Source organism: Massilia sp. CT11-137 (assembly GCF_047302885.1).
Lineage (GTDB): Bacteria > Pseudomonadota > Gammaproteobacteria > Burkholderiales > Burkholderiaceae_D > Telluria > Telluria orientalis.
Window position 1 is genome coordinate 1,668,193 of record NZ_JBKYMP010000002.1, and the last position, 25,080, is coordinate 1,693,272.

19 protein-coding genes are annotated in these 25,080 nt (G+C 68.4%); 4 read left to right on the forward strand and 15 right to left on the reverse strand.

What is annotated here, in order from left to right; translation table 11 throughout:
* Position 1 precedes the first annotated feature (1 nt).
* The 6 genes from cheB to ACEN98_RS24155 all read right to left on the reverse strand — a co-directional run bounded on the left by cheB (position 2) and on the right by ACEN98_RS24155 (position 8,734).
* The gene (gene cheB / locus ACEN98_RS24130; RefSeq protein ID WP_413387443.1) at positions 2 to 2,053 is read right to left on the reverse strand and encodes a chemotaxis-specific protein-glutamate methyltransferase CheB; all 2,052 of its coding nucleotides are present in this window, start codon (positions 2,051 to 2,053) and stop codon (positions 2 to 4) included.
* Complete coding sequence (locus tag ACEN98_RS24135; RefSeq protein WP_413387444.1) at positions 2,050 to 4,242, reverse strand: hybrid sensor histidine kinase/response regulator; 2,193 nt, start codon at positions 4,240 to 4,242, stop codon at positions 2,050 to 2,052. The genes cheB and ACEN98_RS24135 overlap by 4 nt, the downstream gene beginning before the upstream one ends.
* Before the next feature lie 17 nt (positions 4,243 to 4,259).
* Positions 4,260 to 6,086 carry a CheR family methyltransferase gene (locus tag ACEN98_RS24140; RefSeq protein WP_413387445.1) on the reverse strand — a complete coding sequence of 609 codons (1,827 nt, stop codon included), beginning with the start codon at positions 6,084 to 6,086 and terminating at the stop codon, positions 4,260 to 4,262.
* Positions 6,083 to 6,526, reverse strand: coding sequence for a chemotaxis protein CheW (locus ACEN98_RS24145; protein WP_413387446.1), 444 nt, complete (start codon positions 6,524 to 6,526; stop codon positions 6,083 to 6,085). The genes ACEN98_RS24140 and ACEN98_RS24145 overlap by 4 nt, the downstream gene beginning before the upstream one ends.
* The gene (locus tag ACEN98_RS24150; RefSeq protein ID WP_413387448.1) at positions 6,523 to 8,328 is read right to left on the reverse strand and encodes a methyl-accepting chemotaxis protein; all 1,806 of its coding nucleotides are present in this window, start codon (positions 8,326 to 8,328) and stop codon (positions 6,523 to 6,525) included. Before ACEN98_RS24150 ends, ACEN98_RS24145 begins: the two co-directional genes overlap by 4 nt.
* Positions 8,329 to 8,419: 91 nt before the next feature.
* Positions 8,420 to 8,734 (reverse strand): YkgJ family cysteine cluster protein, encoded by a 315-nt coding sequence (locus ACEN98_RS24155; protein WP_413387449.1) that lies wholly within the window; start codon positions 8,732 to 8,734, stop codon positions 8,420 to 8,422.
* Positions 8,735 to 8,911: 177 nt separating this feature from the next.
* Here ACEN98_RS24155 and ACEN98_RS24160 point away from each other — a divergent pair, with 177 nt between their 5' ends.
* Positions 8,912 to 11,218: a catecholate siderophore receptor Fiu gene (locus ACEN98_RS24160; protein ID WP_413387451.1), complete on the forward strand. Its 2,307-nt coding sequence runs from the start codon at positions 8,912 to 8,914 to the stop codon at positions 11,216 to 11,218.
* 294 nt (positions 11,219 to 11,512) lie between these two features.
* Here the strand turns inward: ACEN98_RS24160 and ACEN98_RS24165 are convergent, their stop codons facing one another.
* The 5 genes from ACEN98_RS24165 to ACEN98_RS24185 form a co-directional block, all read right to left on the reverse strand.
* On the reverse strand, positions 11,513 to 12,745 hold the full coding sequence (locus tag ACEN98_RS24165) for an argininosuccinate synthase (RefSeq protein WP_413387452.1): 1,233 nt from the start codon (positions 12,743 to 12,745) through the stop codon (positions 11,513 to 11,515).
* Between the two features lie 92 nt (positions 12,746 to 12,837).
* Positions 12,838 to 13,770, reverse strand: a complete 933-nt coding sequence (argF, locus tag ACEN98_RS24170; RefSeq protein WP_413342953.1) for an ornithine carbamoyltransferase — start codon at positions 13,768 to 13,770, stop codon at positions 12,838 to 12,840.
* Between the two features lie 90 nt (positions 13,771 to 13,860).
* Complete coding sequence (gene rsgA / locus ACEN98_RS24175; protein ID WP_413387453.1) at positions 13,861 to 14,757, reverse strand: ribosome small subunit-dependent GTPase A; 897 nt, start codon at positions 14,755 to 14,757, stop codon at positions 13,861 to 13,863.
* A complete protein-coding gene (locus ACEN98_RS24180; RefSeq protein ID WP_413387454.1) occupies positions 14,754 to 15,086 on the reverse strand; it encodes a 4a-hydroxytetrahydrobiopterin dehydratase in 333 nt (110 codons plus the stop codon). Before ACEN98_RS24180 ends, rsgA begins: the two co-directional genes overlap by 4 nt.
* Positions 15,083 to 16,348, reverse strand: coding sequence for a M48 family metallopeptidase (locus ACEN98_RS24185; protein WP_413387455.1), 1,266 nt, complete (start codon positions 16,346 to 16,348; stop codon positions 15,083 to 15,085). The genes ACEN98_RS24180 and ACEN98_RS24185 overlap by 4 nt, the downstream gene beginning before the upstream one ends.
* Before the next feature lie 152 nt (positions 16,349 to 16,500).
* On the opposite strand from ACEN98_RS24185, the gene orn reads away from it, so the two are divergent.
* Both orn and ACEN98_RS24195 read left to right on the forward strand, forming a co-directional pair.
* Positions 16,501 to 17,079: an oligoribonuclease gene (orn, locus tag ACEN98_RS24190; protein ID WP_413387456.1), complete on the forward strand. Its 579-nt coding sequence runs from the start codon at positions 16,501 to 16,503 to the stop codon at positions 17,077 to 17,079.
* A gap of 73 nt (positions 17,080 to 17,152) precedes the next feature.
* Complete coding sequence (locus tag ACEN98_RS24195) at positions 17,153 to 19,696, forward strand: ATP-binding protein (protein ID WP_413387457.1); 2,544 nt, start codon at positions 17,153 to 17,155, stop codon at positions 19,694 to 19,696.
* A 32-nt stretch (positions 19,697 to 19,728) separates the two neighbouring features.
* Here ACEN98_RS24195 and ACEN98_RS24200 read toward each other — a convergent pair whose 3' ends face one another.
* The 3 genes from ACEN98_RS24200 to ACEN98_RS24210 form a co-directional block, all read right to left on the reverse strand.
* Entirely contained in the window at positions 19,729 to 20,679 is a 951-nt protein-coding gene (locus ACEN98_RS24200) for an MBL fold metallo-hydrolase (RefSeq protein WP_413387458.1), read from the reverse strand.
* 93 nt (positions 20,680 to 20,772) lie between these two features.
* The gene (locus ACEN98_RS24205; RefSeq protein WP_413387459.1) at positions 20,773 to 22,533 is read right to left on the reverse strand and encodes a chloride channel protein; all 1,761 of its coding nucleotides are present in this window, start codon (positions 22,531 to 22,533) and stop codon (positions 20,773 to 20,775) included.
* A 4-nt stretch (positions 22,534 to 22,537) separates the two neighbouring features.
* Positions 22,538 to 22,882, reverse strand: coding sequence for a MarR family winged helix-turn-helix transcriptional regulator (locus ACEN98_RS24210; protein ID WP_156403887.1), 345 nt, complete (start codon positions 22,880 to 22,882; stop codon positions 22,538 to 22,540).
* A 260-nt stretch (positions 22,883 to 23,142) separates the two neighbouring features.
* Between ACEN98_RS24210 and ACEN98_RS24215 the strand changes: the two genes are divergently transcribed.
* Entirely contained in the window at positions 23,143 to 24,258 is a 1,116-nt protein-coding gene (locus ACEN98_RS24215) for an HPP family protein (RefSeq protein ID WP_413387460.1), read from the forward strand.
* A gap of 71 nt (positions 24,259 to 24,329) precedes the next feature.
* On the opposite strand, the gene ACEN98_RS24220 is transcribed toward ACEN98_RS24215, so the two are convergent.
* Positions 24,330 to 25,016 (reverse strand): UPF0149 family protein, encoded by a 687-nt coding sequence (locus tag ACEN98_RS24220; RefSeq protein ID WP_413387461.1) that lies wholly within the window; start codon positions 25,014 to 25,016, stop codon positions 24,330 to 24,332.
* Between the last annotated feature and the right edge of the window lie 64 nt (positions 25,017 to 25,080).

Here is a 25,080-nt window from a genome sequence, read left to right on the forward strand (position 1 = left end):
CTCACCCGGCCGCGGACACCCGGTTGCGGCCGCTGCGCTTGGCGTCGTACAGCGCGGCATCGGCCCGCGCGATGAAGTCGTCCGGGCCGTCGGCCTCGCCCGGCACGATGCAGGCCACGCCCATCGACATCGTGACATACCCGCACGGCGCCCCCGGATGCGGCAGCGCCAACTGTTGGAGTCCCGCGCGGCATGCCTCGCCCACGCGCAGGGCGCCGGCGACGTCGGTGTCCGGCAGCAGCAGCGCGAATTCCTCGCCGCCATAGCGCGCCGCCAGGTCGGCGGGGCGCTTCAACTGGCCGGTCAGCACGGCGGCCACCTTCTTGAGGCACAGGTCGCCGGCCGGATGGCCCAGGTGGTCGTTGTACAGCTTGAAATGATCGACGTCGCACAGCAGCAGCGCCAGCGGCAATTGCTGGCGCCGTCCGCGCTGCCATTCGACGTGGACGGCTTCGTCGAAACGGCGGCGGTTGGCGATGCCCGTGAGGCCGTCCAGCGCGGCCAGGCGGCGCAGTTCCTCGTTGACGCGTGCCAGGTTCTCCTGGCTCGCGCTCAGGGACCGGTAGGCGGCGTCGCGCTGCAGGCCGCTGATGTAGCCGGCGGAATGGTGGCGGATGCGGGCCACCAGTTCCAGCTCGTCGGGCAGCTTGACGAGGTAGTCGTGCGCGCCGATGGCAAACGCGTGCGCCTTCAGCTTCGCTTCGTCGCGCGTGGACAGCACGACCACGGGAATGTCGCGCAGCGCCTCGTCCTCCTGGTACGCCTGGATCAGCTGGAAGCCGTCGGCGCCCTGCATGACGAGGTCCTGCAAGATCACGGTCGGCCGGTGCCGCAGCGCGGCCGCATGCGCCGCGCGCGCGTCGGTGACGAACCGGAATTCGATGTCGTCGTGGCGCGCCAGCATGCGGCGGACGGCTTCGATCATGATGAGTTGGTCGTCGACGAGCAGGACGCGCACCTTGTAGTCGGCGTCGTCTCGTTCGCGGCCCTGGAAGTGGCTGACTGCGGACATCGGGAATCGTTGGCGGGACTGAAATGAATGTCGGTCATCATTTTGCCCTAATGCGGTAGGGATATTGTTGAGCGGCAAAATTTTCTCCGCGGCGCCCAGTTCGGCCGCCGCGCGCGGCATGCCATACACGGCGCAGCTGGCTTCGTCCTGCGCGATCGTCGCCTGGCCGGCCTGGCGCATGGCGAGCAGGCCCGCGGCGCCGTCGCGACCCATGCCCGTGAGCAGGACGCCGGTGGCGTTCCGGCTCCAGTACCGCGCCACCGAGTGGAAGAACACGTCGACCGATGGCCGGTAGACCTCGTCGCGCGGATGGGCATCGTAGACGAGGCGGCGTTCGGGCGTGAGGCGCAGGTGGTCGTCGCTGGCCGCCACCTGCGCGATGCCGCCTTCGACCGGCTCGCCGCCCGCGATGGCGCGCACGGGCACGCCGGCCTGCTCGCCCAGCCAGCGCGCCAGCTGGCCGGCGAAGGCGGGATCGATGTGCTGCACGACGACGACGGCCGTGTCCGCCGGCGGGTGCCACCGTGCCAGCAGCCGCGCCAGCGCGATCGGCCCGCCGGTGGAGGCGCCGATGGCGACCAGGCGCGCCACCGGTGAACCGGAGGGCGCGGCCGGCGCCGGGGCGGGCGCGCTGCCGATGGGCACCGGCGCCCCCGCGATCAGCTTCGCCATGGTGCGGATCTTCGCGAGCAGGGCCGCCTCGCCGCCGGGGCGGCCGAGCAGCACGGGCGTCGCCGTCACGTCCAGGGCGCCGGCGCCCAGCGCGCGGAACACCTGGCCCACGTTGTCCTGGGGCGCGGCCGTGACGACGAGAATCGCGCACGGCGCCTCGCGCATGATGCGGCGGGTGGCCTCGACGCCATCCAGCACCGGCATGGCGAGGTCCATCAGCACGAGGTCGGGCGGCAGGTCGCGGCACAGGCGCACGGCGTCGGCGCCCGTGCGCGCCACCCACGCGACCTGGTGCTCGCCGCCGATCGCCAGCGCGCGGCGCAGCGCTTCGGAAGCGGTGGCACTGTCGTTGGCGATGCCTATCCTCATGGCGTCCTGTCTCCGTGGGCGCCGCCGACCAGGTCGCGCACGGCATCCAGCAACGTGGCGTCGTGGAACGCGCCCTTGGCCAGGTAATAATCGGCACCGGCCTCCAGGCCGCGCGCGCGATCTTCTGGACGGTCCTTGTACGACACGATCATCACCGGCAGGCGCGCCAGGCGCGGGTCGCGCCGGATGCGTTCCGTGAGGCCGATGCCGTCCAGGCGCGGCATGTCGATGTCCGTGATCACGAGGTCGTAGTCGGTCCCGCGCAACTGGTTCCAGCCGTCCAGGCCATCCAGCGCCACGTCCACGTGGTAGCCGCGCGCGGCCAGCAGCTTGCGCTGCATCTCGCGCACCGTGAGCGAATCGTCCACCACGAGCACCCTTCGGGCGCGGCCGGCCGGGGACTCTTCCGCGGCGATTCCCAGGCGCAGCGCGGCGCCGTCGTCCAGCAGGCGCGCGATCGAGTGCAGCACGTCGGGCACGTCGAGGATCAGCACCGGCGTGCCGTCGTCGAGCAGGGCGGCGGCCGCGATGTCGCGCAGCTTGCCGAACGTCGGCTCGAGCGGCTGCACGGTCAGGCTCTGTTCCCCGCGCACTGCATCCACGACGAGGCCGTAGCGCTCGCGCCCCGTCCCGATCGCGACCAGCACGAGGTCGGCTCCCGCCACGGCTTCGCCCAGCTCCAGCAACTGGCTGGCGGCGACGAGGCCCAGCTGCCCGCTGCCGTCCGGCGCGTCGACGTACTGGCGGCCGTGCAGGGTACGCACGGCGCCGGCCGGCACACGGCGCACGCCTTCGATGCGCGCGATGGGCAGCGCGTAAGCCTCGCCGGCGACGTCGACGACGAGGGCGCGCACGATCGATTGCGTGAGCGGCAAGGTGATCACGGTGGTAAAGCCCGCGCCCGGCGCCGATTCCGCGCGCACGGTGCCGTTCAGGCCTTGCACGGCGTCGCGCACGACGTCCAGGCCCACGCCGCGCCCGGACAGTTCATTCGCGCTCTCCTTCAGCGAAAAGCCGGGCAGGAACAGGAATTCCATCAGCTCCGCCTGGGACAGCTCGGCCGCGAACGCGGGCGCCGCCACCTGGCGGCGCATGGCGGCCGCGCGGATGCGCTCCGGATCGACGCCGCGGCCGTCGTCCGCGCCGGCCCGCGCCAGCCTGCCGCCGCGGTGGCGCGCGTCCAGGCGGATCGTCCCGTGGGCGGGCTTGCCGGCGGCGGTGCGCTCCGCCGGCAGCTCCATGCCGTGGTCGACCGCGTTGCGCAGCAGCTGGTGCAGCGGTCCTTCCATGCGCGCCAGCACGGCGCGGTCGACGAGCGTGTCCGCGCCCGCGATCTCCACGCGCACGTCCTTGCCGAGGCCCCGCGCCAGGTCGCGCACCATGCGCGGCAGCGCGTGCACGCCTTCCGCGAAAGGACACATGCGCAGCGCCAGTACCTCGTCGGCGAGGCGCGTGGAGACGGTCAGCGCCTGCCGTTCGTAGTGCTCGGCGCCCTCGATCGTGCGGTGCAGGGTGTCGCGCAGCGGCGCGGCGCGGTCGGCCACGCGCTGCGCCAGTTCGGCCAGGCGCGCGTCGCCCGTCGCGCGGATCGCGTCCTGCAGTTCGCCCAGCGCCTCGTAGACGGCGCGCTGGTGGCGCTTGTAGCGCTGCAGCCCGGCGATCCACGGCCGCAGCTGGCCCGCGTGCAGGCGTGCCTGGCCGGCCAGCGTGAGCAGCTCGTCGCTGCCCGCTTGCGGGGAGGGCGGGGCCACTGGCGTGGGTACCGGTGGCGGCGGCGGGGCGGCGGGTGCCGCCTTGCCCTGGCCGTGCAGGGCGCCCAGGGCCGCGACCGTGGCCGCGATACGGTTGCCGCGCGGGGCGTTGGCGCCATCGGCTTCCGCCAGCTGCTGCAGCACGTCGACGGCGCCCAGCAGCACGTCCACGCCGCTCGCGTCGAGCTGGACCTTGCCTTCCTGCGCCGCGACCAGCACGTCTTCCAGCGCATGCGCGAGGCGCACGGCCGGCTCCAGGCCGACGATGGCGGCCGCGCCCTTGACCGAATGCGCCGCGCGCATCATCGATTCCAGCCGGGCCGTGTCGACCGCGCCCTGTTCGAGCAGCAGCAGGCCTTCCGTCAGCACGCGCATCTGCTCGCGCGTCTCCATGCGGAACAGGTCCAGCATCGAGTAGCCGCTCAGGTCTTCACTCATGGTCTCGTCCTTCGTGCTCATCGCAGCTGTGCCTCCAGCTCGGCGCGCAAACGCGCCGTGTCGAGCAGGCCCGCTTCGATGGCGCCGGCGGCGAACACGCCGGCGACGAGGCCGGGCGGCGCGCGGCCCACGTTGGCGGCGGGCGGGCGCATGGCGTCCTGCGCGTGGCGCATCACGCCGTGGACTTCGTCGACCGGCAGCGCGTAGCGGTGGGGGCCGAGGGCCAGCACGAGCAGGCGCGCGAACGCGTGGCGGCCCGGCGGCGGCGGGACGTCGTCCGTGTCCACGTTCAGCAGGCGCGCGAGCGACACGGCCGGCAGCAGGCGGCCGCCGACGTTGACGATGCCGAGCAGGGCGCCGCGGCCGCGGTGCGGCAGGCGGTGCGCCGGCGCCGGCGGGGCGACTTCGACGGCGAGGGCCATGGCCACGGCCAGCCACTCGCGGCCGACGCGGAATGCCAGCGCGGCGGCGTCCGTGCGCGCCGGCGGCGGTTCGGGACGGGCCAGCTCGCGCGCCCAGGCATCGCGGTAGTCGGCGGCGACGGGACGCTGCAGGTTGTGCTGGGCGGCGCCCGCGTACACGGGGCAGTTGCGGCAATGGACATGGGTTGCCAGCTCGGGGCAGCTGCGGTCGCCCGCGACGCCGATGCCGCGCCAGCAGGCCACCTCGTCCCACGTGCGGACCGGCAGGTGCTTCATGCGTGCTGCCTCCCGCGCCGCGCATGCACGCGCGCGCGCGCGCGCGCAGGCTCCCACCCTGGGCGAGGTCGCCGCGCTGTTCGGCGAGCAGCGCCAGCCCGCACAACGCTTCGTAATGGTCGGGATCGAGGTAGACGCAGCGCCGCCAGCAGTCTTGCGCACCCTGCGGCCGGCCCGTGCATTCGGCCGTGAGTCCGAGCAGGAACCACGCTTCGGCATCGTCCGCGCGCACGGCGAGCAGCGCGCGGCACGCGTCTTCCGCATGCGCCAGCCGGCCGGCGTCGGCGTGGGCCTTCGCTTCGGCCAGCAGGTCGCGCGGGGGCGCGGACGGACGCGGTGCCGGGCGCGCGGCGGGGCGGGCGGCGCGCGCAGGACGTCGGCCGCGCGCCGGCCATGCTTGCGCAACGCGAACGTGTCGTGCGGCGTGCGCGGCGCGAAGCCGGCGCGGCACAGCGCGGGCGCTTCGGCATAACCGGCCAGCAGCAGGCCGTCGTCGGCCAGCAGCGCGGCGAGGCGCGCGGCCGCCCGCTGCTGCGTGGCCAGGTCGAAGTAGATCAGCAGGTTGCGGCAGAACACGAGGTCGTAGGTGCCCGTGACGGCCGGGTCGACGTCGAACAGGTTCGCCTGGACGAACGCGACGTAGGCGCGCGGCGCCGCGCCGATCACGTGCTCGTCGCCGTCCTCCGTGAAGAAGCGCGCGCGCAGGCCCTGGTCGTCGCCGCGGAACGCGTTGCGGGTGTACCTGCCGGCGCGGGCGCGGGCGATCGCGGCGCGCGACAGGTCGAACGCGTCGATGCGGCAGTGTTCGGGTTCGATGCCGGCGTGCGCCAGCAGCATCGCGAGCGAATACGGTTCCTCGCCGCCGGCGCAGGGCAGCGACAGCACGCGGACCTGCCGCCCGGGCCGCGTCAGGAGGCGCGTCTGCACGAAGCGCAGCGCGGTCTCGAACACGGCGGGGTCGCGCAGGATCCAGGACTCCGGCACGACGACGAGGTCGACGAGCGCGTCGAATTCGGGCGTGCCCGGCTGCGGATCGTAGTCGATGCCGGCACCCGTGGCGCGCATGCGCTCGCGCACGGCCCGTTCGACCGCGGCGACGCCCAGGTCGAGACCCGTGGCGGCGCGCAGGCGCAGCGTGAGATTCACGTGCCTGCTCCGAACAGCAGGGCCTCGACCTCGGGCGCGAGCAGGCGGTCCGGGGCGAGCAGCTGCAGCATGCCGTCGGCGCCGGGCGCGACCTGGCCGAGCCACGGCGCGCTCGCGACGCCCGCGTCGGCCAGTTCGCCGTCGAGGGCCGCCACGCCGATCACGCGCTCGGCCTTCAAACCCAGGCGGCGCCGGCGCCCGGCAGCAATGATCTCGACGAGCAGGATGCGGGTGTCGTAGCGCACGGCGTCCGGCGGCGTGCCGGCCAGGCGCGAGAGGTCGATCACGGGGATCGCCGCGCCGTGCAGGTCCAGCAGGCCGGGCACGAAATGCGGCGCGCCCGGCAGCGCCTTCAGGCGCGCCGCCGGCAGCACGCGCAGCACGCTCGCCAGCGGCAAGGCGTAGCGTTCGCGGCCGATGTGGAACACCATCGCCTTCATGCGGTATTCACCGAGAACGTGGCGACGGACTGCTGCAGGTCGGTGGCGGCGTACTGCAGCTGGTGCACGGCCTCGCTCGTGGCTTTCAGCGAGTCGACGGTCTGCTGGCTGGCGTCGGACAGCTGCGTCATCGTCGCCGTGATCTGCGACGCGCCCACGGCCTGCGACTGCATCCCCTGCAGCACGAGGTCGAAGCGGGGCGCCAGCTTGCGCACCTGCTCCGTCATGCCGGACAGCTGCTCGGCCACGTGGCGCGCCTCGCCCACGCTGCGGCGGATGTCCTCGGTAAACTTGTCCATGCCCATGACGCTGGCCGACACGGCGGACAGCATCTCCTTCAGCATCTGCTCGATGTCCCACGTGGACACGGACGTCTGGTCGGCCAGGCGCCGGATCTCGGCGGCGACGACAGCGAAGCCGCGGCCCGCCTCGCCGGCCTTCTCGGCCTCGATCGCGGCGTTCAGCGACAGGATGTTGGTCTGGTCCGCGACCTTGGTGATCGTGGTCAGCACGCTGTTGATGTTGCTGGCCTTTTCCGACAGGGTCGCGAGCTTGGCGGTGATGGCGTCGGTGGCCGCGACCATCTGCTGCATCGACTGGTCCATGCGCTTCAGGTTGTCCTGCGCCTCCGCGGTGGCGGCCGTCGTGTAATCGGCGACTTCGCCCGCTTCTTCCATCGTGCGCAGCAGCTGCGACGTGTTGGCCGAGATCTCGCGCGTGGTCGACAGCACCTCGACGCTCGTCTGCGCCTGCTCGATCCCGGTCGCCTCCTGCTGGCGCGCGGACGCGGCGATCTGCGTGGCCGACGTGGTCACCTGGATGCCCGCGCGCTGCACGTTGCTGACCAGGGTGCGCAGGCTGCCCAGCATCGTGCCCAGGCCTTCGCCCAGGCGGCCGATCGCGTCGCTGCCGGCGATCGTGACGGTGCCGGTCAGGTCGCCGCGGGCGGCGCGCGAGACGACGTCCAGCAGCATGTCGACCTTGGCGCGCAGTTCGTTCGTCGCCGCCAGTTCTTTCGCCTGGCTGTCTTCGATGGCCTGGGCCATGCGGTTGAATTCCAGTGCTACCTGGCCCAGGTCGTCGCGCGACAGCACCTCGGCGCGGGCGCCGTGCACGCCGCCGGCGATCTGGCCGGCAGCACTCATCAGGCTGTGCAGCGGCCGCGAGACGGCGCGCACGAGCAGCGTCGAAATGAGGACCGCCAGCACCACGCAGATGACGGCGCCCCCGGTCAGCAGCGTCTTCATGGTCTGGCGTAGTTCGTCGGTGTCCTTCTGGCGCTGGACCAGCAGGCGGTTTTCCTCGGCTTCGACGTCGTCCAGCACCTCGCGCACGCTGGCCACGGAACCCGTGCCGGCCAGTACCCCGGCCTCGGTCTGCGCCGTCACGGCCGCGCCGGTGGTCCGGCGCCGTTCGATCTGCGGGGTGACCACCTGGTCCATCCACGTGACGAGCAGCTTGTCCAGGCGGCGCAGGCGGTCCTGCTGCTGGGCGTTGTCGGTGGTGATCGCCTGCGCGCGCTTCACGTGCGCGCGCGCCGTCGCGTATTCGTTGCGGATCGGCGTCACCAGGTTCTCGTTGCCCGTCAACAGGTAGCCGCGTGTGGACGACTGGATCTGCAGCACCGACGTCGCGATGGTGTCGAGTTCGCGCAGCACCTCGAGGGTGTGGCGGTTCCACAGATTGGCATCGGACAGCCGTGCGAAATTGTCATAGGCGAGGATGAGCAGGCTCAGGATGATCGCGACGATCGCGCCGAAGCCGGCGACCAGTTTGTTCCTGATGCTCAAGTTGTGAAACATGCGCGCTCCAAATGGCGTGAAGACATGGTGAATGTAACATTTCCGCCCGGAGGCAAGGGGCTCTGCGTGCACCAATCCGGGGATTGCCCGTTCAGGCCAGGGCGGACAGGGCGTGGCGCGCGCGTGCCTGCAGGCATTTGGCGTCGCCGATCTGGACTTCGCGGCAGGGCTCGGGCCGCTGTTCGTACACGCTGCACGCGTACCTGCCGCCGGGCTCGCCCCGCAGGGCGGCGCACCGGGGCGCTTTCGCATTCGTACCGGCCATGCACGAGAAATGCGCGTTCACCTGTTCCGTGAGCGCGGGCGGCAGGCCGCGCGCGTCCGCGTCGGCCCAGTAGAAAGAGACGCGGTAGGTCATGCAGCAGGCGCCGCACGACAGGCAGGGGTTCTCGCGGGTGTCGCTCATGCGCGCTTCGTAGGCGGAAAACGAAGACGCGATGGTAGCGCGCCGGCGTCCGGCTGAAAAGAGTGAAACCTGTATTGTTAACGCAAATGAGAATGATTCGCGTTTACTTATGCGTTGAAACTTGATACAGTTCGTGGCGTTCCGACAAACATTCAAAAACAACATTCAACGACCACGATGAGAACCTCGATCACCAGCCGTAAGCATCTGTCTCCTTCCACGCCGCGCCGCGCGGGCGCCGCGCTCGCCATGCTCGTGCTGCCGCTCGCCGGCCACGCGGCGCCCGATCTCGACGCCGCCGCCGATGCGGACGCCGGCGCCGGCCGCCCGCACCGCGTCCACGTCAACGGGGCGCGCGAGAACGACTACAAGGCCGAGCATGCACAATCGGCCAAGTACACGGAAAAGCTGGTGGACACCCCGCAGACCGTCATCGTCATCAAGAAGGACCTGTTCGAGCAGCAGGGCGCGACCACGCTGACGGAGGCGTTGCGCAACACGCCCGGCGTGGGCACGTTCTTCCTCGGCGAGAACGGCAGCACGAACACGGGCGACGCGGTCTACATGCGCGGCTTCGATACGTCCGGCAGCCTGTTCGTCGACGGCATCCGCGATATCGGGTCGATCTCGCGCGACGTCTTCAACATCGAGCAGATCGACGTGCTGAAAGGCCCGGCCGGCACCGACACGGGCCGTGGCGCCCCCACCGGTTCCATCAACCTGAACACGAAGCAGCCGACGCTGAAGAACACCGGCGACGTCAGCCTCACGGTGGGCAGCGCCGACCGCGTGCGCGGCACCGCCGACATCAACCGCGTCATCGACCGCGAGTCCGGCATCGCGTTCCGCCTGAACGTCCTCGACCAGCGCGCCGGCAATCCGGCACGCGACGAAGTGCGCGACAAGCGCTGGGCCATCGCGCCGTCGCTCGCGTTCGGCCTGCACGGTCCGACCCACGTCTACCTCGACTACCTGCACGTGAAACAGGACAACCGCCCGGACGGCGGCGTGCCGACGATCGGCCTGCCCGGCTACCGGAGCCCGGACGCGACGCGGCCTTTCCTCACCGGCGCCGCGCCCGTCGATCCGCAGAATTTCTACGGCGCGCTGTCCGACTACGACAAGGTGACGGCCGACATGGCGACGGCCATCATCGAGCACGAGTTCCGCAATGGCATGCGCCTGAAGAACACGAGCCGCTACGGCAAGACGAAGCAGTTCTACCTGCTGAGCGCCTTCACGGGTTCGGCCGCGAACGTCATCGCGCCGGGCGCCGCCGACCCGTCCACGTGGTCGCTGGCGCGCACGATCCGTACGGTCAAGGACCAGGAAAACACGGTGCTCGCCAACCAGACGACGCTGACGGCCGATTTCGACACGGGCACCTTGCGCCACACGCTCGTCGCGGGCCTGGACCTGTCGAGCGAGAAGCAGTCGAACCGCAGCTACGTGGGCGGCGGCACGCTGGCGCCGACGAATTTGTACCACCCCGACCCGGCGCTGCCGATCCCGGGCCTGAACCTGCAGCCGAGCGGCGCCCGCACGCGGGGGGAATCCGCGACGGAATCCGGCTATCTGCTCGATACGATCAAGCTGGGCGACCAATGGATCTTCAACGCGTCCGCCCGTCTGGACCACTTCGACACGACGTATGACGCCATCGCGCTGTCGACGGCCACGTCGGCCCCGGCGCTCCCCGTGGGCACGCCCGTGCCGACGCATATCGAACTGTCGGACAACCTCGTGAGCGGCAAGGTGTCCGCGCTGTACAAGCCGACGGCGAACAGCAGCGTGTACGCGCTGTGGGCCAGCTCGAAGAACCCGCCGGGCTCGAACCTGGCGCTCTCGGGCAATGCGAACAGCGCGGCGAACCCGATCTATGACCCGCAGGTCAGCACGACGACGGAGCTGGGCGCCAAGTGGGAAGTGTTCGACCGCCGCCTCGGGCTGAACGCGGCGCTGTACCGCACGGACGTGAAGAACGAGGTCGAGCAGGATCCCGTCGACCTGAAGTACTACCAGACCGGTAAAAAACGCGTGCAGGGCGTCGAGCTGGCCGTGACGGGCGAGATCACGCGCGCGTGGTCGATCAACGCGGGCTACACGTACATGGACACGAGCATCGAGGCGGGCAAGCTCGTCACGGCGAGCGGCGCCAACGCGCTGTCGTACACGCCGAAGCAGGCCTTCACGAGCTGGACGACGTATAAACTGCCGCACGGCCTGACGCTCGGCGGCGGCGTGCGCTACCAGGGCAAGCTGCTGCGCGGGACGGACGGCGCGGTCGGCACGCCGGCGTACGCGGACAGCTACTGGGTGGCGGATGCCGTCGCGGACTACCAGGTCAACCGCTGGCTGGACCTGCGCCTGAACGTCTACAACCTGTTCGACAAGGAATACGTCGCCTCGATCAACAAGAGCGGCTACCGCTACACGCCGGGCGCGCCGCGCTGGGCGAGCTTGACCGCCAACTTCCATTTCTGAGTTGTTAGCCGGCGCTGGCCGCTTCCGCCGTACGCCGCAGCCGTGGGGGCAATGCGGGGTGGGGCGGGGGTCAAGCGGTGCGCCTCCCTTTGCCGTCCTTCCGCGCAAGCAGAAGGGCGGCTTTTTTTATTACCCAGCCGTCGTCCCCGCGGAGGCAGGGACCCAATTTTTACGCGCTGCCGAAACGCGTGCAAATTGGGCCCCTGCCTTCGCAGGGGCGACGGTCTTGAGGGTACGTAAATGAAAAAGCCGCCGGCCCTCGCAGACCGGCGGCTTTTACGCGACCTTCAAAACTTATTGGCCGCGTTTCTTGCGCGCGTTCGCCGCGATCCGCATGCGCAGCGCGTTCAGCTTGATGAAACCGCCCGCATCCGCCTGGTTGTACGCGCCGCCGTCTTCGTCGAACGTGGCGATGGTCTGGTCGAACAGCGAATCCGTCTTCGAATCGCGCGCGACGACGATCACGTTGCCCTTGTACAGCTTGACGCGCACCCAGCCGTTCACGCTCTTTTGCGTGTGGTCGATCAGCGTCTGCAGCGCAACGCGTTCCGGTGCCCACCAGTAGCCGTTATAGATCAGCGAGGCGTAGCGCGGCATCAGGTCGTCCTTCAGGTGCGCCACTTCGCGGTCCAGCGTGATCGATTCGATGGCGCGGTGCGCCTTCAGCATGATCGTGCCGCCCGGGGTTTCGTAGCAGCCGCGCGACTTCATGCCGACGTAGCGGTTCTCCACCAGGTCCAGGCGGCCGATGCCGTGCTTGCCGCCCAGGCGGTTCAGTTCCGTCAGCACGGCGGCCGGGGTCAGCTGCTTGCCGTTCAGGGCCACGATGTCGCCGTTCTGGAATTCGATGTCCAGGTATTCCGCCTGGTCCGGTGCCGCTTCCGGCGACACGGTCCAGCGCCACATCGATTCCTCGGCTTCCGCGCTCGGGTTTTCCAGGTGGCGGCCTTCGAACGAGATGTGCAGCAGGTTGGCGTCCATCGAGTACGGCGCGCCGCCGTTCTTGTGCTTCATGTCGATCTCGATGCCGGCGTCTTCCGCATACTTCAGCAGTTTTTCACGCGACAGCAGATCCCACTCGCGCCACGGGGCGATGATCTTGACGTCCGGCTTCAGCGCGTACGCGCCCAGCTCGAAGCGCACCTGGTCGTTGCCCTTGCCGGTCGCGCCGTGCGACACGGCGTCGGCGCCGGTTTCGTTGGCGATCTCGATCAGGCGCTTGGCGATCAGCGGACGCGCGATCGACGTGCCCAGCAGGTATTCGCCTTCGTAGACGGTGTTGGCGCGGAACATCGGGAACACGAAGTCGCGCACGAATTCTTCGCGCACGTCGTCGATGTAGATGTTTTCCGGCTTGATGCCGAACTTCAGCGCCTTGGCGCGCGCCGGTTCCAGCTCTTCACCCTGGCCCAGGTCGGCGGTGAAGGTGACGATTTCGCACTTGTAGTTATCCTGCAGCCATTTCAGGATGACGGAGGTATCGAGGCCGCCCGAGTAGGCGAGGACTACTTTGTTAATGTCGCTCATGGAGATTCCAGTGGTGTCAGATGTGGAGGGGGATGATGGTCAGCCGGCCCTCGGCGGGCCGACGATCAGGCTCAATGGTCGTGGTCGTGCGATTATTTATCTTCGATGCGGCCCAGCAGCAGGTATTCGATCAGCGCCTTCTGCACGTGCAGGCGGTTCTCGGCCTCGTCCCAGACGACGGATTGCGGACCGTCGATGACGCCGGCCGATACTTCCTCGCCGCGGTGCGCGGGCAGGCAGTGCATGAACAGCGCGTCGCCGCTCGCGCGCGCCATCTTCGCTTCGTCGACGATGAAGCCGTCGAATGCCTTCAGGCGCTCGGCGTTTTCCTTTTCGTAGCCCATGCTCGTCCACACGTCGGTGTTGACGAGGTGCGCACCGGCGCAGGCGTCGGACGGGTTCTCGAAGAAGGTGTAGTTCTTCGTGGAGACCAGCTGCGGATCGATGTCGTAGCCCTTCGGCGTGGAGACGTTCAGGTGGAAGCCGAACACTTCCGCCGCCTGCAGCCAGGAATACAGCATGTTGTTGGCGTCGCCGATCCACGCGACCGTCTTGCCGACGATGGAGCCGCGGTGCTCGTAGTACGTGAAGATGTCGGCCAGCACCTGGCACGGATGGTGTTCGTTCGTGAGACCGTTGATGACCGGCACGCGCGAGTTGGCCGCGAAGCGCTCGATGATGTCCTGGCCAAACGTGCGGACCATGATGATGTCGCACATGCGCGACATGACCTGGCCGGCGTCTTCGACGGGCTCGCCGCGGCCCAGCTGGCTGTCGCGCGTGTTCAGGTAGATCGCGGCGCCGCCCAGTTGGTGCATGCCCGCTTCGAACGACAGGCGCGTGCGCGTGGAATTCTTTTCGAACACCATGACCAGCGTGCGGTCGACGAGCGGGTGGTAGATCTCGTAGTTCTTGAACTTGCGCTTGATGACGGTCGCGCGCTCGATCAGGTACTCGAACTCGTCGCGGGTGAAGTCGGAGAACTGCAGGAAATGCTTGATGTTGGTGGGAGTCGTGCCAGCCATTTTTGTGCCTGAGATACGATAATCTCTTGGATTATAAGCGTTTTTGCTTGCTTTCCGGGAAATTGCATTTAGAGCCAAGCGGAAAAGTTGTCAGTACAACGTCTGCGCGGACTCGTGCAGCAGCTGCGCGTACAGCTCGTGGCGCAGCTTCGCGATCTTGCCGTCCGCGACCGCCTGCAGCACCGCGCACTGCGGTTCCGCCAGGTGGCGGCAGTTGTAGTACTTGCAGCCGCCCAGGTAGGGCTTGAACTCGACGAACGCCCGTTCCAGCATGCCTTCCGTCAGGTGGTACAGGCCGAATTCCTGGAAGCCCGGGGAGTCGATCAGGGTGCCGCCGGCCGGCAGCTTGTACAGGCGCGTAAAAGTCGTCGTGTGCTTGCCGGTGTCCAGCGCTTCCGAGATTTCGCGCACGGCGATGTCGGCGTCCGGCACGAGCAGGTTCACGATCGACGACTTGCCCATGCCCGACTGGCCGATCAGGATGGAAGACTGGTCCTGCAGCAGCGGCGTCAATGCCGCGACGGTGTCGTCGGGATGCGTCTTCGCCGACACCTCGTGCAGCGGGTAGCCGAGGCGCGTGTACAGGCTCGCGCGTTCGCGCGCGCGGGCGAGGTTGGGCTCGAGGTCGACCTTGTTCAGGATGAGGTGGGCGTCCACGCCGGCCGCCTCGCAGGCGACGAGGGCGCGCGACACGAGGTCGTCGGCGAAGCTGGGTTCCGTCGCGATGACGATGAACAGGCGCGTGATGTTCGCCGCCAGCAGCTTGCTCTTGTACTGGTCGGAGCGGTACAGCAAGGTCGTGCGCTCGGCGATCTTTTCGATCACGGCCTGGTCGTTCGACGTGCGCTTCAGGTGGACGATGTCGCCCACCGCCACGTTGGTCTTCTTGCCACGCGTGACGCATTGGAGGAATTCGCCGTCGACGTCGGCGAGGTAATGGCGGCCGTGCGCGGCGACGATCGTCCCTGTAAATTCATGCTTGCTCATGCGCCGGCCCGTCCCGCGTACAGCGCGTCCGCTTTGGCCGCGCAAATGAAATCGTTGTCGGACAGGCGGTTGCCGGCCGAATGCGTCGTCCACGACGCCGTGCAGCGGCGGTAGCCGACGGTCAGTTCCGGGTGGTGGTCTTCGCGGTGGATCATGAAGGCGAGGGCGTTCACGAACTCCATCGTCTCATGAAAATCGCGGAACACGAATTCGCGTTGGAGACGGTTGCCATCGATGCGCCAGTCCGGCACCTCGGTCAACAAGGACTGGATCGTCGCGTCGTCCAGCGCGGGCGCGCCGTGCATGCAGTGGCGGTCGATCAGGCTCATGCGGCCCCCGCCAGGCGCAGGTGACGGATGCGCACCGAGGCCGGCGGGTGCGAATCGTAGAATGCGGAGTGGATCGGGTCCGGCGTCAGCGTGGAGGCATTGTCCTCGTACATCTTGACGAGGGCCGACACGAGGTCGCGCGCATCGCTGTGGCTCGCGGCGAACGCGTCCGCCTCGAATTCGTGCTTGCGCGACGTGATCGACGTCAGCGGCGAGAACGGGAACGTGAACACGGGCAGCACGAGGGAGAACAGCAGCAGGGCCATCGCATCGTTCGACTGGCCCAGCAGCGGCAGCACGCCCAGGCCCGTGTAGAACCACACCTGCGTCTTGAGCCAGCCGAGCAGGGCGAGGAACGCGAGCGACAATGCGAACAGCACGCCGATGCGCTTGATGATGTGCTTCAGCTTGAAGTGACCCAGCTCGTGCGCCAGCACGGCCTCGATCTCTTCCGGGGCCAGGCGCGACAGCAGGGTGTCGAAGAACACGATGCGTTTATTCGAACCGAAGCCGGAGAAATAAGCGTTGCCGTGCGCGGAGCGCTTGCTGCCGTCCATCACGAACAGGCCCTTGGCCGCGAAGCCGACGCGCGTCATGAGGCCTTCGATGCGGTCCTTCAGCTTGTCGTCCGTGAGCGGCGTGAATTTGTTGAAGATCGGCGCGATGACGGTCGGGTACAACACCATCATCAGCAGCTGGAAGCCGCTCCACACGAGCCAGGCGTACAGCCACCACAGGGCGCCCGTCCTGTCCATCAGGGTGAGGACGACCCACAGCAGCGGCAGGCCGATGACGGCGCCGACGAGGCCGCCCTTGACGGCATCGGCGATCCACAGCCCGACCGTCATCTTGTTGAAGCCGAAGCGCTCTTCCAGCACGAACTGGCGGTAGTACGAGAACGGCAGGTCGAGCGCACCGGAGACGACGGCGAACGCGACGATCAGCAGAATCTGGTGCACCATACCGGGGCCAAGCGCGTGCAGCAGCGCCGTCGACAGCGCCTGCAGGCCGCCCAGCAGGGTAAAACCGGTCAGCACGAGCGTGTTCCACAGCGCGGCCCACAGCCCGAAGCGGGTCTTGGCGACCGTGTAGTCGGCGGCCTTCTGGTGGGCGGACAGGGGAATCCTGGCGGCGAATTCGGCCGGCACCTGGTCGCGGTGCCGCAGGACGTGACGGATGTGGCGGCGCGCCAGCCAGTACCGCAGGCCGAGCGTGAGCAGGAGAAAGACGACGAACAAAACCGAAAACGCGGATGAAAGCATTCTATGCCTGTGAGAAAATCCTGTTTTTCGGGGTCAGAGCACCTTTTTTGATCAGCGGGGTCAGAGCACGGTTTTCACGGTTGCGCTCCGACCTCGCCAAATTAATGCTCTGACCCCGACTGATTAAAAGCTTTTAAAGCAAAGAGAGAATTATGTCACAAGCTACCACTACTGAAGTGCCCACCCAACGTCCGAACGAATTCAACCTCGTCTGGATCGACATGGAGATGACCGGCCTGGACCCGGACAACGACCGCATCATCGAAGTGGCCGCCGTCGTCACGGACGCCAACCTCAACGTGCTGGCCGAGGGGCCCGTGATCGCCGTCCACCAGAGCGATGCGACGCTGGACAAGATGGACAACTGGAACAAGGGCACGCACGGCCGCTCGGGCCTGATCGACCGCGTCAAGGCGTCGACCATCGACGAAGCCCAGGCCGAGGAACAGCTGATCGCCTTCCTGAGGCAGTGGGTGCCGGCGAACAAGTCGCCGATGTGCGGCAACTCGATCTGCCAGGACCGCCGCTTCATGGCGCGCGGCATGCCGAAGCTGGAAGCGTTCTTCCACTACCGCAACCTGGACGTGTCCACCTTGAAGGAACTGTGCCGCCGCTGGAAGCCGGAGCTGGCGTCCGGTTTCAAGAAGGCGCAGAAGCACACGGCACTGGCCGACATCATCGAGTCGATCGAAGAGCTGCGCTACTACCGCGAGCATTTCATCAAACTGTAAATCCCTCGGGTGGGCTCGGACACGAAGTTGCAATCGTGCATGGGCCCCGCCGCCAGGTATGCGAGAATCGGCCATGGCTGACATTCTGCGTACCACTGCCGGTCTCGGCGGAGAGAGCGAAGTCCGGCGTCTCCTGCAGGAGCACGACTGGCGCACGTCGCCGCTCGGGCCGCCGGAAGACTGGCCGCCCGAACTGGCGACCGCCGTGTCGATGACGGTCAGCTCCGCGTTCCCGATGTTCCTCGCCTGGGGCGCGGACCTGCGCTTCCTGTACAACGACGCCTACGCCACGATCCTCGGCGCCAAGCACCCCGCCGCGTTCGACGCGCCGTTCCAGCATGTCTGGGCCGAGATCTGGCCCGACCTCGTGCCGCTCGTCGACCGCGCGCTGTCCAATAAATCCGCGTATTTCGAAGACCTGCCGCTCACGATGGAGCGCCACGGCTTCCGCGAGCAGACCTGGTTCACGTTCTCGTACTCGCCCCTGCACGACGGCCACGGCCGCGTGGCGGGCCTGTATTGCACCGTCATCGAGACGACGAACCGCGTGCAGGCGGAGCGCCGCGCCGCGTTCGAACTGACGGTGGCCGACGCGCTGCGCCCGCTGGCGTCCGCCGACGAAGCCATCCGCACCGGCTGCACGCTGCTGGGACTGGAGCTGGGCATGGCGCGCGTGCTGTACGGCGAAGTCGACGAGGCGCTCGATACGCTGGCCGTCGCGCGCGACTGGCACCGGCCCGACCTCGCCAGCGTGGCCGGGCACGCGTTTTCCATCGACGCCTTCGGCCCCGGCCTCGCGCACGCGGGCCGCGCCGGCGAGATCGTGCGGCTGGCCGACGTGCGCACCGACCCGCGCGCGGCCGCCCGCCAGGGCACCTATCTCGCACTGGACATCCAGGCCTGCCTCGCCGTCCCGCTGCGCAAGAGCGGACGCCTGCAGGCATTCCTCGTGCTGGGCCTGGACCGGCCGCACCCGTGGACCGACGCCGAGGTGGCGCTGGCCCGCGGCACGGCCGAGCGCATCCGGGCCGCCGTCGACCTGGCGCGCGTGCAGGGCACCCTGCGCGCGGAACGCGACCGCGGCCGCACGATCCTCGACACGATCGCGGAAGGCTTCATGCTGCTCGACCGCGACTGGACCGTCCTGCAGATGAATCCCGCCGGGCTGCGCATCGCGCACATGGATCCGGCCGGGTTCATCGGCCGCAACCACTGGGACGTGTGGCCGGAAGCGATCGACAGCGACGCGGGACGCATGTACCGCCGCGTGATGCGCGACCGCGTGGCCGGAACCGCCGAGTACCGCCAGCGCACGCCGGACGGCGTCGAGATCTGGTGCGAAGTACGCGCCTATCCGACGCCCGACGGCGGCCTCGTCTCGTTCTTCCGCGACATCACGGAGCGCAAGGCCGCCGAGGACAAGCTGCGTGCCGCCGACCGGCGCAAGGATGAATTCCTCGCGATGCTGGCGCACGAACTGCGCAATCCGCTGGCGCCGATCAGCGCGGCCGCCGACCTGCTGCGCATCGGCCGCCTGGACGAAGCCCGCGTGCGCCAGAGCAGCGCCATCATCGGCCGCCAGGTGCGCCACATGACGAGTCTCGTGGACGACCTGCTCGACGTCTCGCGCGTCACGCGCGGCCTTGTCACGCTCGCGCGCGCGCCCGTGGCGGTCCGCGCCATCGTCGACGAGGCCATCGAGCAGGTGCGTCCCATGTTCGAGGCGCGCCGCCAGCACCTTGCCGTCGGGATCGGCGACCCGGATGCCCTGGTGCTGGGCGACAAGCCGCGTCTCGTGCAGGTGCTCGCCAACCTCCTGAACAACGCGTCCAAGTACACGCCGGAAGACCGCCGCATCGACGTCGCGGCCACGGTCGACGATGCGCGCGGCCGGTTGCTGCTGACGGTGCACGACGAAGGCATCGGCATGGAACCGGAGCTGACGGGACACGTGTTCGACCTGTTCACGCAGGGCGAGCGCTCGGTCGACCGCGCGCAGGGCGGGCTGGGTCTCGGCCTGGCGCTCGTCAAGAACCTCGTCGAGCTGCATGGCGGTACCGTCGCCTGCACGAGTCCGGGGCTGGGGCAGGGCAGTACCTTCGAGGTGGCGCTGCCGCTGATGGAAGGGGGTTCCCCACGCGTGGCGCCGGCCGCTGACGGTGCCGGCGCAGGCGGGACAGTGGACGGTGCGCGGCGTCCGCTGCGCGTGCTGGTGGTCGACGACAACGTCGACGCGGCGGCCACGCTGGGCATGCTGCTGGAAGCGTGCGGCTACCTGGTCGACGTCGAACACGATTCGCACCGCGCGCTGGAGCGGGCGCGGCACCAGCGGCCGGACGTGGCGCTGCTGGACATCGGTTTACCGGACATGGACGGCAACGAACTGGCCCGCCGCCTGCGCGCGGATGCACAGACGGGGGCCATCGTGCTGGTGGCCGTCACGGGATATGGCCAGGAACAGGACCGCCGCGCGGCGTTCGAGGCGGGCTTTGATCACCACTTCGTGAAGCCCGTCGACATGGACGAGCTGGCGGCGCTGCTGGCACGAATCGATTCGCCCGTGCCCACGGGTGGCGCGCGGGCGGAGGGCCGCCCACCCTACTCGACGGAATCGTAGGGTGGGCACCCCGCGCCCACGCGCGACGCCATTCAGCGCATCTGGGTGTAGTTGACGGGCACCCAGCGATACCCCTTGCCCTGCGTCTGAAGATGACCCAGACCCGGGAACTGCAGGTGCGCCCCGCCCACGAGCCAGCCGTTCCTGGCCGCGTCGTCGAACACTTTCTTGCGTGCCGTTGCGGCCGCCTTCTCGTCGCTGTCGAACGCGATCGTCACCTGCGGATTGTCGAACTGGACGGACGCCAGGTGGATCAGGTCGCCGATCAGCACGAGCTTCTGGCCACGGCTTTCGACCGCGTACACGGTGTGGCCGGGCGTATGGCCATGCTCGGCCTGGGCGGAGACGCCCGGGACCAGTTCGCCATCCTTCTCGATGGGCTTGAACTTGCCCGCCTGGATGTACGGGTTGATCGACGCCATCGCACCCTTGAAGAAATCCTTCTTGTCGGCCGGGGCCTTGTCCATGTTCGCCTGGCTCAGCCAGTAGTCGGCATCGGCCTTGCCGGCGCGCACGACGGCGTTCGGGAACACGCGCTGGCCATTGTTGACGAGGCCGCCGACGTGGTCGCCGTGCATGTGCGTGATGTAGATTTCGTCGATCTGCTCCGGCCGGTAGCCGGCCGCCTTCAGGTTGTTGACGAACTTGCCGACGGTCGGGCCGAACAGCGCGCCGGCGCCCGTGTCGACCAGCACCAGCTTGCTGCCGGTGTTGATCAGGAAGGCGTTGTCCGAGGTCTCAACGGGCAGCTTCAGGAAGTTTTTCGTGATGGCTGCGCGCGTCAGTTCCGGCTTCTGGTGCATGAACTGGTCCATCGGCAGGTCGAAGGTGCCGTCGCTGATCGGCGTGATTTCGACGTCGCCCAGCATCACGCGGAAGAAACCGGGGGCCGGGGTCTTGACCATCGGTGCGGCGGCCTGGGCGCCAACGGTGGCTGCGGCGAGGGCGGCGGCGAGCAGGGTGTGCTTGAGTGCTTTGATCATGTTCTTATCCTCTCTAGGTGACACAACGCGCGAACGCGCGTTGCTTATCGTACATGATTGTTCAGCAACACGCTGGACCCTGCTTGCCTTATCTCAAGGACGGCGCACCAGCGGCAGGGTGCGCAACGTGCGGCGCTCGTGTTCCTCGTCGTGCAAGGTCGCACTCGCCTTGATCAGGTCGCTGCGGCTGACGACGCCCAGCAGTTGCGCATGCCCCGTCTGCGCGACGACCGGCAGGCGCTCGATGCCGTGCACGGCCAGGCGCGTGGCCACGGCGCGGCAGGTTTCGCCGGGAAGGGCGACGAGCGGCGGGTTGGCGCCGAACAGGTCGCCGACGCGCAGCGCCGGCGGGTGGCCGTTCAAGGTGTCGCGCTCGACCATGCCGACGACGAGCCCGGCGCGCGTGACGGGAAAGCCGCGGTGCTTCTGGCCCGGGCCGAACTGCGTGGCGAGGACGTCGCCGATCGTGGCATCGGCATCGATGTAGTGGACGTCAGAGCTCATCACCTCGGCCACGCTGTGGCGCTCGAGCGGGTCGATACCGTATTCGCGATAGATGTGGTGGCCGCGGCGGGCGATCTTTTCCGTCAGGATCGAGCGGCCCATCGTCAGCACCGTGAAACCGTAGGCGCCGGCCGCGGCGGCCAGCAGCGGCAGCAGGGCGTTGGCGTCGTGCGTCAGCTCGAACGCGAACACGACGGCCATCACGGGTGCGCGCATCATGCCGCCCAGCGTGGCGGCCATGAACACGAGCGGCCACAGCGCGGGTTCGGCGCCCGGCAGGTACGGGCCCAGCAGGGCGCCGAGGCCCGCGCCGAGCATCAGCAGCGGGGCCAGCACGCCGCCGGACGTGCCGGAACCGAGTGCGATCAGCCAGATCACCAGTTTCACCGCCAGCAGGCCGACGATGGCGCTGGCCACCATGTGGTTGTGCAGCAGATCGCCGATGACGTCATAGCCGACACCCAGCGCGCGCGGCTCGAAGTAGCCGCCGATGCCGACGGCGAGACCGCCCAGCGCCGGCCACCACATCCAGTGGATCGGCAGGCGGTGAAAGCCGTCCTCGACGCGGTACAGCGCCGTCGACATCAGCCACGCGAGCGCGCCGCATGCGATGCCGGCCGCGAGGCAGGAGAGGAGGGCGATCGGTGCGACGGGAGCCGTCGCGACCGGGAACAGCGCGCCGGAACCGATCGCGAGCGGACGCAGGAAGCCGGCCACGGCGCACGCGGTCGCCACCGGCAGCAGGCTGCGCGGACGCAGTTCGAACAACAGGAGCTCGACGGCCATCAGCACGGCGGCCACCGGCGTGCCGAACACGGCGGTCATGCCGGCCACGGCGCCGGCCACGAGCAGCGATTTGCGCTCGCCGCCCGTCAGGTGGAAGTGCTGGGCGATCAGCGAGCCGATCGCGCCGCCCGTCATGATGATCGGCCCTTCCGCGCCGAACGGGCCGCCGCTGCCGATCGCGATGCCCGACGACACCGGTTTCAGCACGGCCACCTTCGGCGACATCGCGCTGCGCTTGAACAGGATCGCCTCGATGGCTTCGGGAATGCCGTGGCCGCGGATTGCCTCGGTGCCGTAGCGGGCGATCAGGCCGATGATCAGGCCGCCGATCACGGGGATGCCGATGACCCACGGGCCCAGGGTATTGTCGGCGGGAGACAGCTCGGCGAACGAGAATTTCCCATAGAAGAACAGGTCCGTGAAGAAGCGGATCATGCCCAGCAGGACGTGCGCGGCGGCCGTGCTGAGCGCGCCGATGACGGCGGCGAGGGCGGCGATGCGGATCAGGCTGGCGTCGCCTGAAAAATCGCGCCGCGGCGTGGAGGGGTGCGTGGCAGTTTTCATTTTGTTATGCAAGATTAGGAATAGTAAAGACGCCCTGCAGGGCGCGCAGCTCGGCGCGGTGGACGGCGGCCAGCCGCGTCAACAGCGCCTCGCCCTTGGGCAGCAGGTGCACTTCCACACGGCGCCGGTCCTCGGCATTCGTGCGGCGCACGACCAGTTCGCCCGCCTCGCAGCGCGTGACGAGCGCGACGACGCCGTGCTGCTTGGCCTGCAGGCGCTCGGCCAGATCGCCGACGGTGGCCCATTCGCGTCCGGGAAAACCCTTGATGTGCAGGAGCAGCAGGTATTGCAGCGGCGTGATGCCCTCGGCCTGCACGGCGTTTTCGGAGAAGCGCTCGTAGCGCCGCATCTGGTAGCGGAATTCCGACAATGCGGCGAAATCCGTCTTGGACAGCGGGGGGGATTCGTCTTTCACTGGCTTGTTGTGCAAGGGGCGTTGGCTTCGGGAACCAAATAATATATCATAACGTGATACATTTTTTTAGCAAAAGCGTGCGATGCCCCGGCGTTGCCGTTCTTTTACAATCGACAGGAATGATGCTGGAACACAGTTTGGAATGGTTGCGCTCGTTCGTACCGCAACCGAATACAGTGCCGCGCGGGGAACGCATGCGCGCGGTGGCAGGGGCCCTCGTGGGGCTGTTCGTGACGGCGATCCTCAGCGACATGCTGACCAGGGGCTCGGGCATCGGGTCGCTGGCCCTCGTCGCGCCGATGGGCGCATCGGCCGTGCTGCTGTTCTGCGTGCCGGCCAGCCCGCTGGCCCAGCCGTGGTCGGTGATCGGGGGGAACACGATTTCCGCGCTGATCGGCATCATTTGCGCCAAAAGCGTCGCCAACCCGGCCCTCGCGGCCCCGCTGGCGGGTGCCTGCGCGATCTTCGTGATGTTCCTGCTGCGCTGCCTGCATCCGCCCAGCGGCGCGGTCGCGCTGACGGCCGTCCTCGGCGGCCCGGCCATCCACGCGGCCGGCTTCGAGTTCGCGTTCCTGCCCGTGTGCCTGAACTCCACGCTGATCGTGCTCGCGGCGCTCGTCTTCAACAACCTGACGGGCCGGCGCTATCCGCACAACCAGAAATCGGCGCTGCGCACGGCGCAACAGACCGCGCACGCGACGCGCGATCCGGCCCCGATGGCGCGCCTGGGCTTTACCGCCGAGGACCTCGATGCCGTGCTGGCCCGCTACGGCCAGGTGCTGGACGTCAGCCGCGACGACCTGGAAGACATCCTGCTGCAGACGGAGCAACGCGCCTACGCGCGCCGCTTCGGCACGGTGAACTGCGGCGCGATCATGTCGAAGGACGTCGTGACCGCCACGCCGACCATGCCGCTCGACGAAGCGTGGCGCCTGCTGCGCCACCACAACCTGCACGCGCTGCCGGTGCTGGATGCGTCGCGCCGCGTGGCCGGCATCATCGGCCAGGGCGATTTCCTGCACCATGCGGGCCTGGACGATTACCAGACGTTGGGCGAACGCCTGCGCGGCCTGTTCGCCCACGTGCTGGGCGTGCGGCCGGAACGGGCGGGGACGGTGGGGGAATTGATGTCGACGAAGGTCGCGGTCGTCAGCAAGGACGAACCGATCGCCACGCTCGTGCCGCTGATGAGCAACGGCGGGTTGCACCACATTCCCGTGGTGGACGAGCGGGCGGTGTTCCTGGGGGTGGTCAGCCAGTCGGACCTGCTGGCCGCGCTGTTCGAAAGCCGCCTGGCGGAGGCGGCCTGATTGCGCCAGCACAAACCGGGGTCAGAGCCCGATTTTGAGAAATTGCCTAAAACCGGGCTCTGACCCCGGTTTTAGTCATCGGCTCCGCAGCATTTTTTGTATTTCTTGCCGCTGCCACACGGGCAGTCGTCGTTGCGGCCGACCTTCGGCTCGTCGCGGCGCACCGTCTCGACGGCGGCCTTGCGGCGCGGCAGCCAGAAGCGGTGGATGCCCGGCAGGTTGGCCTCGATCTCCAGCGCCAGCTTGTGCGCCTTCTTCGGGTCCTCGACTTCCTTCAGCTCGCTTTCGTCGATCTCGTCGGCGCCCAGCAGGTAGATCGGGCGCATCAGAGGGCCCGCTTCCGAGTCCCAGATTTCTTCCCACGAGCCGGGACGCAGTTCCATGCCTTCCCAGAAACCCCAGCACCACGCCTCGGCGTCGATCAGCGTCTCGCCGTTGATGTGGTGCTCGACGTACAGCGGCTCGAATTCCTTCGGCGCGACCTCGAAGGTGACGAGCACCTCGTTCATGAAGCGCATGATCAGGTTGACGATGCGTTCTTCTTCCTTCGGGTTTTTCCACTTGGGCACGGCGCCTTCCTCGCCCCACACGCGCGGCAGCCATTCGGCCGGCATGATGGTTTCCGGACCGATCGCGATGGCGGTCAGGTAGCCGTGCAGCGTGTCCATCGTCATCGCGTCGTCGGAGCAGCGATCGGACAGGAGGAAGTTGTCGAGGTCGTCGAATTCTTTTTCGGAGAGGGGCTGGTCGAGTTGCATTGTTTCTGTTTCCCTTGCGTTGAAGGCGCCAGTGTAACGCTTCCGCCTCCTGGCCGGCGAAAAC